Here is an 8,686-nt window from a genome sequence, read left to right on the forward strand (position 1 = left end):
CGCGCCGTACCGGTCAGCTGATCGAGCTGACCGGTACGACGTGGCACGCGACCTGTGATTCCGCCGCAGCCGGGAGGATCGGGAGCAGGGTTGCGTGGCAGGCGTCGATGCCGTTGCCAGACGCAACCACCTGGCAGCGCGGATGGAACCGGCACCCGGAGGGGATGTGGGTCGGGTCGGGTGGTTCGCCGGTGAGGATGATCCGGGCGGGCGACTCAGGCAGGACCGAGAGCAGCGCCTGAGTGTAGGGGTGCTGGGGATTCGTGAGGACGTCCTCGGTGGGGCCGGACTCGACGATGCGGCCCAGGTACATGACGGCCACTCGATCGGCGATGTTCCAGGCGAGGCCGAGGTCGTGAGTGACGACTAGCGCGCCGAGGCCCAGGTCGTCGCGGAGGCGCAGGAGCAGAGCGAGGATTTCGCCGCGGATCGAGGCATCCAGGGAGGCGACGGGTTCGTCGGCGATCAGGATCTTGGGGTTCAGGGCGAGGGCGCCGGCGATGACGACGCGTTGGCGTTGGCCGCCGGAGAGTTCGTGGGGGTAGCGGAGGAAGAAGCGCTCCGGAGGACGTAGGCCCGCGCGCGCCAGGGCTGAGGTGACGACAGCCTCTTCGTCGGGGAGGCCGTGGATTCGGGGGCCTTCCGCAACGGCTTCATAGACGGTATGGCGAGGGTTGAGCGAACCGGTGGGGTCCTGGAGAACCAACTGGACCTGGCGACGGAAGGCGCGGAGAGCGCGGCCGGAGTAGTTCAGGGGACGACCGTTGTAAGACACCGTGCCGCTGGCCGGCCGCTCGAGGCCAAGGAGGGTGCGGGCGAGCGTGGTCTTGCCGCAGCCGGATTCCCCAACCAGGGCTACGATCTCGCCAGGCGCGATGGACAGGTTGACCCCATCGACAGCCCGCGCCCGTCCGAACTCCACCGCCACATTTGTTGCCTCTAGCATGTTTCCTCCACCAGAACGCAGGCGGCAAAGCGATCGGAACCCGCGGATCGAAGGTCGACCGGGGTGACCGAGCACGACTCCAAAGCAACTGGGCAGCGAGGGTGGAACGAGCAGCCACCAGGCAGTGACTGCGGGTCCGGCGGATCACCGGCCAGACCGCGCGGCGCCAACCGCGAGGCGGGATCGCCGACGGTCGGAAACGCGGCAGACAGGGCCTGGCTGTAGGGATGCCGAAAGCCCGATGCCGCCGGCCCGGTCTCCACGAGGCGGCCGGCGTACATGATGGCGAGCCGATCGCACACATCTGCCAGCACAGACAAGTCATGCGAGATCATCAACAGCGAAATCCCATGCGAGGCAATCAACTGCCGGATCAGCGACAGCACCTGCGCCTGCACCATCAGGTCGAGCGCAGTCGTCGGCTCATCCGCGATGATCAGCTGCGGCGAGCACGCCAGCGCCATCGCGATCATCACTCGTTGCCGTTGGCCACCACTCAGCTCATGTGGATAGCTCCGCGCCCGCCAGGCCGGCAACCCCACCTGCTCCAACAGTTCACGAACGCGCGCCTGAGCCTGCGAGGCCGACGCCAGCCGATGCACCAGCAACGGCTCCGCGATCTGCTCGCCAATTCGTCGTACCGGATTGAGTCCGTGCTGCGCGCCCTGGAAAACGATCGATGCCTCCGACCACCGCACGGCCCGCAGACGACCCCAGTTCATCGTGACGACGTCCTCGCCACCCAGCAGGATCCGTCCCTCGATGCGAGCGGTCCGCGGCAGCAATCGCAGCAACGACAGTGCGATCGTCGACTTCCCCGACCCGGACTCCCCCGCCAGCCCGACAGCCTCCCCGGCCGCCACCGACAACGACACACCCCGTACGGCGGGTACGTCGCCGCCCGCCAAGCGGTAGGTCACCGACAGCTCATCGAGTTCAAGCATCAGGCCGCCCGGGTTCGCAGTCGAGGGTTGAGCACCGTCTCCAAAGCCCTTCCACACAAGGTGAAAGCCATCACCACGAGCACGATGCAGAGACCCGGGATGAGGATGTACCACCATGCACCGGCCGTCGCGGCACCCCAGTCGTAGGAGCCGCGCAACATGGTCCCCCATGACGTTTTGTTCGCGCTCACACCGAGGAACGCCAGCGTCGACTCGGTGACGATCGCGCTCGCGACCTCCAGCGTCGTACTTGCCAACAGCAACGGTGCGACGTTCGGCAGCACATGCCGGGTGGTGATGTGCCAATGCCCGGCACCCAAGGCTAGAGACCGCTCAATGTAGGGCCGAGCCTCAACCGCGAGGGTCTGCGCGCGGATCAACCGGGCCGTCGACGGCCACGACGTCACCCCGATCGCGATGATGATGGTCGCCGTACTGCCGCCGAGAATCGCGGCCAGCACCAGCGCAGTCACGAGCGACGGCAACACCAGGAACCAGTCGGTCACTCGCAGCACGATCGCGCCGGCCCAGCCGCGGAAGTGACCGGCCGCGATGCCGAGCACAGTCCCGATCACCATACTCAGCAGGGCCGCGAGGAATCCGATCAGCAGCGAGGTCCGCGAACCCCACCAGATCATCAGCAGCACCGACCGGCCGGATTCGTCGGTTCCCAGCGGCGCATCCAGGCTCGGCGGCGCCATCTTCTCGCCCGTCCCGCTCACCACATTCGTCACGCCGGCATCGATGAACAGCGGCGCGATCAACGCGAGCACCACCGCCACGACGAGCACGCCGAGACCGATCATCCCGGCCTTGCGCGTCCGGAAGTCGCCCCAAAACCGTTCCACCGAACGGCGACGCCGTACCCAGGTCAAGCTGCTCATACCGACCTCACCCGCGGATCGAGCACGTGATAGATCACGTCAGCCAACGTGTTCATCAGGATCACCGACACCGTGATCAGCAGGAACGTCCCCTGCATCAGCGTGAAGTCCGGAACCCGGATCGCCTGGTAGAAAAGTTGCCCAAGGCCCGGCCAACTGAAGATCGCCTCCACCGTCACCGCGCCGCCGACCACAAACCCGATCCGCATGAACACCAACGTCACCGTCGGCAGCAAAGCATTCGGTACGGCGTGCCGCCGCCGGATGTCGTCGTCCTTCAGCCCCTTGGCCCGCGCGGTCGTGATGTAGTCCTGCTCGACCTCATCGAGCACCGACGACCGCATCACCAGCAGGTACTGGGCGTAGACCACGGCAACCAACGTCAAGCACGGCAACACCATGTGGTGCGCAACATCGAGCACATACCCGAAGCCGTCAGGTGCATCGACGCTGGAGATTCCGCGGGTCGGAAACAGACCCGGGATCGGACCGATGCCGGCGGCAAACACCATCAGCAGCAACAGCCCGAGCCAGAACGTCGGCACCGACCACAGCACCAACGACACCGCGGTCGAGAACCGATCGAACCGGCTGCCCGGCTTCCAACCGGCCCGCGCGCCCTGCCAGATTCCGAGGCTGACCGCCATCACCAGCGCGGTCCCGGTGAGCAACAGCGTCGGCCCGATCCGTTCACCGATCAGGTCGAGCACCGGCCGTTTGTACTCGTACGACGTCCCGAGGTCGAACCGCAGCGTCTGCCCGACGAAATGCAGGAACTGCTCCGGAATCGACTTGTCCAGACCCAGCCGAGCACGCTCCAGATCCAGCTGCGCCGGTGTCATATTGCGCCCCTGAGCCAAGGCGCGCACAGGATCGCCGGGCAGCATCCGGAACAGGAAGAACGTCGCCACCACGACCATCGCGATACTCAGCAGCGCCCCGCCGGCCTTGGCCGCCGCATACCGCAGCAGCCCGTGGCCGGCCGGGGCCGCGTCAATCTCGGCGACAACCGTCATTCGCGCTCGTCGGCAGCGCCCTGCCGCCGCCGCGCCAGCACGAAACCACCCAGAGCCAGTACGACGACCGCTCCCGCGATCCCCGCGATGAGCCCGGTACTGGAGCCACCGCCGTCCTCCGCCGCAGCGTCTTGCGACACCGCCTCGACGGTGTAGAACGGCCAGTAGCCGCTGCCGCCGTACAGGATGCCCTTGTCCTCGGGGATCGGCGTGATGCTCGCGATCCGGTCCTTGCGATAGCCCTCGAGGTCGTTGGGATAGTAGAGGGCGATCACCGGCGCGTCGACGTACAGGCGCTGTTCCATCTTCTTGATGATGTCGGCGCGCTTGGTGCGGTCGAGTTCCTTCTGCTGTTGCTTGTAGAGCGTCTCGTACTGGGGGTCGCAGTAGAACGATTCGGTGCCGCCGCCCTCGCCGGACGCGGTCGGGCGCCGACTGCACAGGTGCGTGCCGAGGACCTCTTCGGGATCCGGGTTGACCGACCAGCCGCTGATCGCGATGTCGAACAGGGCCGTCGTGCCGGTCTCTTCGGTGAACTTGCTGGAGTCGAGGCGGCGGGCGGTGAGCTGGATGCCGAGCTCCTTGAACCAGCCGGTCAGGTACTCGGCCAGCTTCTCCTCGCTCGGCGCATCGGTATGAATGCTGAAGCGGAACTGGAGTTTCTTCGAGCCGTCCGGCATCGTTCGGATGCCGTCGGCACCTTTCTTGTAGCCGGCGGCATCGAGGATTTCGTTGGCCTTGGCAACGTTGTACGTAATCTTCTCCGCGCCGGAGGCCTCCCAGAAGAAGCTCTTGTACAGCGGCGGAATGATCGAGCCGTCCGCCGGCCGCGCCAGCCCGTTCTGCGTCTCGTCGACCAGCTTCTGCTTGTCGATCGCATAGTGCAGCGCCTGCCGAACCCGCGGATCCTTCAGCGCCGGATGCCCGTCGCCGATCGGCTTGTTGTCGCTGGTGGTGGCGCCGTGATTCACCTGCAGGTACGTCGCTCGCCGGCCCTCGGCGTTCCACTGGACCAGATTGTCGTCGCCCTTCAGCGATTCGAAGTCCGGCGGTGCGAGCCGGCCGATCAGGTCGATGTCGCCCTTCTTCAGCCCGACGATCGAGGCGGCCGGGTTGTCGTAGAAGATCATCTGCAGCTCGTCGATCTTCGGAGCTCCCCGCCAGTAGTCCTTGTTCGCGGCGAGCCGGACGAACTGATCCTTCTTGTACTCGGTGACGACATACGGGCCACTGCCCACCGCCGGGACCTGGTCGGCCTCGAACTTCCCGATGTCCGGGACCTTCTCCCAGACGTGCTTGGGCACGATCGCGACCGGGATGTCGAGCATCGACGCCTGCGGCGCCTTCAGCTTGATGGTCAGGTCCTGGCCGCTCGCGGTGACACTGGCGAAGTTCTCCACCGCCGGGCCGTTCCCGGCCTTGGCCGCATCGTCGGTCATCATTTTGGTGAACGTCCAGGCCGCGTCGTCCGCGGTGATCGGCTGACCGTCGGACCACTTCGCCGTACGGATCTTGAAGGTCCAGGTCAGGCCGTCGGGCGATGTCGTCCAGGACTCGGCGAGATCGGGGCTGGGCTGCAGGGTCTTGGCATCGGGGACGGTCAGGAACGCGTAGGTCCAGCGCTGCAACTGCCCCGACACCAGGCGCACGGCCAGGAACGGGTTCATCGAGTCGACCGCCTGGGTCACCCCGACCTTGACGACTTTACGTCCCGGCTCGGCAGCGTTCGCCGTACCGGGCAGGCTCAGCAGGCCGATCGCCGCGAGCACGGCGAGACACTTCCTGATCATCCCCACGCACCTTCCGCCTCAGGGTGTTTGGGGAGAGAGCACACCAGCAAGCGCTGTCCCGGTCAATGAACTACGAACCTTTGTCACATATACGTCATCAACTTTCCTCTTGACTACACGAGCGTGTAGTAGTTTGCTCGACTGTGTAGCCGAGGAGGATGTTTGATGAACGACGATCTGACAGCGCGGGCCCGGATCCGGGATGCGGCGATCAAGCTGTTCACCGAGCGCGGGATCGAAGGCGCCTCGATCCGTGACATCGCGACCGAGGCCGGGGTGTCGTCGGGCCTGGTCCGACATCACTTCGGGTCGAAAGAGGCGTTGCGCGCGGCCTGTGACGAGTACGCCCTCGGCCGGATGTTCGAGCTCGGCCGTGAGCTGGTCGACGAGCAGGGCCTGGAGAACGTGAACGTCGCCACGGTCCAGCCCGTTGCGTTCCCGCTGCAGACGTACCTGGTCCGCTCGATGATGGACGGCTCCGAAACCGCCTCCGCGATGTTCCTCCAAACAGTCTCGTACGGCGAGGAGTGGGCGCGCACGCACGGTGTCGTCACCGACGACTACCGGGCCTGGTCTGCGGTGATCGCGGTGATGAAGCTCGGGGTCTACGTGCTCCGCGAGCAGCTCGAACTCGCACTCGGCGAGGACATCGCGTCCCCGGCCGGCTACGCCCGGATGAACCGGGCCTTCGTCGACATCTTCTCCCAGCCGCTACTCACCCCCGAGCAAGCGGCGAATCTGCGAAAGGACAACAGCTGATGTCCGCTGCGGCGATCCACACCGAAGGCGTGGTCAAGACCTTCGGCCGCACCCGCGCACTGGACGGTCTCGACCTGACCGTCCGCACCGGCGAGGTGCACGGTTTCCTCGGCCCGAACGGCGCCGGCAAGACCACCACGATCCGGATCCTGCTCGGCATGACCCGCCGCGACTCCGGTACGGCGCGCCTTCTCGGCGGCGACCCGTGGTCGGACGCGACCGCCCTGCATCGGCGGCTCGCGTATGTCCCCGGCGACGTGACGTTGTGGCCGAACCTGTCCGGTGGCGAGGCGATCGACCTGCTCGGCCGGATGCGCGGCGGTCTCGACAAGAAGCGCAAGGCGGAGCTGCTGGACCGGTTCGATCTCGACCCGCGGAAGAAGGCTCGCGCCTACTCGAAGGGCAATCGGCAGAAGGTCGCGTTGGTGGCGGCCTTCGCTTCGGACGTGGAACTGCTGCTGCTCGACGAGCCCACCTCCGGGCTGGACCCGTTGATGGAGGAGGTGTTCCGCGAGGTCGTGCAGGAGATTTCGGCCGGCGAAGGCAAGACCGTGCTGCTGTCGAGTCACATCCTGTCCGAGGTCGAGGCGCTGTGCTCGCGGGTCACGATTATTCGCGCGGGGCGAGCAGTCGAGAGTGGGACGTTGTCGGGGTTGCGACATCTGACTCGGACGTCGATCACCGCTGAGTTGGCGGGACCGCCGAACGGATTGGCTTCGCTGGCCGGTGTGCACGATCTGCGGGTCGAGGACGGGTTGGTGCGATTCGACGTCGACACCGAGGAGATCAACGCCGTACTGGGTCAGCTGGTTGCGGTTGGCGTACGCAGTCTGGTGAGTCAGCCGCCGACGCTGGAAGAGCTGTTCCTGCGGCTGTACGAACCGGAGGCTGCGCGATGACTGGGACTCTTGGTCTCATTCGTCTCATCCTGCGCCGGGATCGGATCGTCTTGCCGCTGTGGATTCTGGCGCTGGCGCTGATCCCGATGAGCTTCGTCTCTACTTACGGAGATCTGTTCCCGACGGCGGAAGCGCGAGCGAGCTATGCGAACAACGCGGGCTTCATCACGTTGTATGGCTCGTTGTCCGGGACCTCGCTGGGTGAATTCGTCACGTGGCGGCTGGGGTTTGTACCGCTGATGGTTGGGCTGATCGCTTTACTCACGGTGATTCGGCACACCCGGGTTGAGGAGGAGACTGGCCGCTCCGAACTGCTTGGGTCGAGTGTCGTCGGGCGGCATGCCGGGCTGGCCGCTGCACTGGTGACGGTCTTCGCGGCGAACTTGATACTTGCTGTCTTGATTGCCCTGGGCATGCATGGTCAGGATCTTCCGTGGGCCGGATCGGTTGCCCTGGGCCTCGAATTTGCGAGCACTGGCTGGCTTTTCGCGGCGGTCGGCGCGGTCGCTGCGCAACTGACGGCGAACGCGGGGACTGCGCGCGGGACCGCGATCGGGGTGCTCGGCGCGTCATTCATCCTGCGTGCGGCCGGCGATACCAGCGGTCACACCGACGGTCCGCTCGCCTGGCTGTCGTGGCTCTCCCCGGTCGGCTGGGCGCAACGCATCCACCCGTACGGCGCCAACCAGTGGTGGCTGGGAGGATTGATGCTCGCGGCAACCGTCGTACTGGTGGTGGCTGCTGTTCAGCTCGCCGTACGGCGTGATGTCGGCTCGGGGTTGTTGCCGGCTCGGCTCGGGCCTGCGGAGGGTCGGCTGGGGTCGCCACTGGGGTTGGCCTGGCGACTGCACCGCGGGCTGCTCGCCGCATGGACCTCGGCGTTCCTCTTGCTGGGCTTGCTGTTCGGCGGGGTTGCCGAGGGGGTCGGCGACATGATGCGGGATGACCCGAAGATCCAGGAGATGTTCCAGCGGCTGGGCGGCGCGGGTGCGTTGATCGACTCGTTCCTGGTGGGTGTCATGACGATCACCGGGCTGATCGCATCGGCGTACGCAGTGCAGGCGACCCTGCGGTTGCGTGCCGAAGAGGCGAGTGGGCGCGCCGAGCCGGTCTTAGCGACCGCAACTAGTCGCCTGCGTTGGGCGCTGAGCCACCTGATCTTCAGCCTTCTCGGCCCGGCCGTCGCCCTATTCGCCGCCGGCGCCGCCGCAGGTATCGCCTACGGCCTAGCCATCGACGACCTCAGCGGCCAACTCCCCCGCCTGATCGCTGCCGCCCTCATCCAACTCCCCGCCGTCTGGCTCCTGGCCGCCCTGACCCTCGCCCTTTTCGGCCTCGTCCCCCAAGCCACCCAAGCCGCCTGGGCCGGCCCCACGCTCTGCCTCCTCATCGGCCTAACCAGCGCCGGCATCCAACTAGCCCCTTGGCTCAAGGACATCTCCCCCTTC

8 protein-coding genes are annotated in these 8,686 nt (G+C 66.4%); 3 read left to right on the plus strand and 5 right to left on the minus strand.

Translation table 11 applies throughout. The features are described 5' to 3' along the window. Positions 1-13: 13 nt before the first annotated feature. The 5 genes from E1263_RS28040 to E1263_RS28060 are packed head-to-tail and all read right to left on the minus strand — an operon-like array spanning position 14 to position 5,580. The gene (locus tag E1263_RS28040; RefSeq protein WP_132172674.1) at positions 14-946 is read right to left on the minus strand and encodes an ABC transporter ATP-binding protein; all 933 of its coding nucleotides are present in this window, start codon (positions 944-946) and stop codon (positions 14-16) included. Then, positions 940-1,890: an ABC transporter ATP-binding protein gene (locus tag E1263_RS28045; protein ID WP_202869081.1), complete on the minus strand. Its 951-nt coding sequence runs from the start codon at positions 1,888-1,890 to the stop codon at positions 940-942. Before E1263_RS28045 ends, E1263_RS28040 begins: the two co-directional genes overlap by 7 nt. After that, on the minus strand, positions 1,890-2,774 hold the full coding sequence (locus E1263_RS28050; RefSeq protein WP_132172678.1) for an ABC transporter permease: 885 nt from the start codon (positions 2,772-2,774) through the stop codon (positions 1,890-1,892). The genes E1263_RS28045 and E1263_RS28050 overlap by 1 nt, the downstream gene beginning before the upstream one ends. Further along, complete coding sequence (locus E1263_RS28055) at positions 2,771-3,790, minus strand: ABC transporter permease (RefSeq protein WP_132172680.1); 1,020 nt, start codon at positions 3,788-3,790, stop codon at positions 2,771-2,773. The genes E1263_RS28050 and E1263_RS28055 overlap by 4 nt, the downstream gene beginning before the upstream one ends. Continuing rightward, positions 3,787-5,580, minus strand: a complete 1,794-nt coding sequence (locus E1263_RS28060) for an ABC transporter substrate-binding protein (protein WP_238161585.1) — start codon at positions 5,578-5,580, stop codon at positions 3,787-3,789. The genes E1263_RS28055 and E1263_RS28060 overlap by 4 nt, the downstream gene beginning before the upstream one ends. A 165-nt stretch (positions 5,581-5,745) precedes the next feature. Here E1263_RS28060 and E1263_RS28065 point away from each other — a divergent pair, with 165 nt between their 5' ends. From E1263_RS28065 to E1263_RS28075, 3 genes are all read left to right on the plus strand, one after another. Then, complete coding sequence (locus E1263_RS28065; protein WP_132172682.1) at positions 5,746-6,339, plus strand: TetR/AcrR family transcriptional regulator; 594 nt, start codon at positions 5,746-5,748, stop codon at positions 6,337-6,339. Then, positions 6,339-7,238 (plus strand): ABC transporter ATP-binding protein, encoded by a 900-nt coding sequence (locus tag E1263_RS28070; RefSeq protein ID WP_132172684.1) that lies wholly within the window; start codon positions 6,339-6,341, stop codon positions 7,236-7,238. The genes E1263_RS28065 and E1263_RS28070 overlap by 1 nt, the downstream gene beginning before the upstream one ends. Continuing rightward, positions 7,235-8,686, plus strand: a 1,452-nt coding sequence (locus tag E1263_RS28075; RefSeq protein WP_132172685.1) for an ABC transporter permease, incomplete at its 3' end; no start/stop codon positions are given. The genes E1263_RS28070 and E1263_RS28075, both read left to right, overlap by 4 nt.

This window comes from Kribbella antibiotica (assembly GCF_004349055.1).
GTDB classification, from domain to species: domain Bacteria; phylum Actinomycetota; class Actinomycetes; order Propionibacteriales; family Kribbellaceae; genus Kribbella; species Kribbella antibiotica.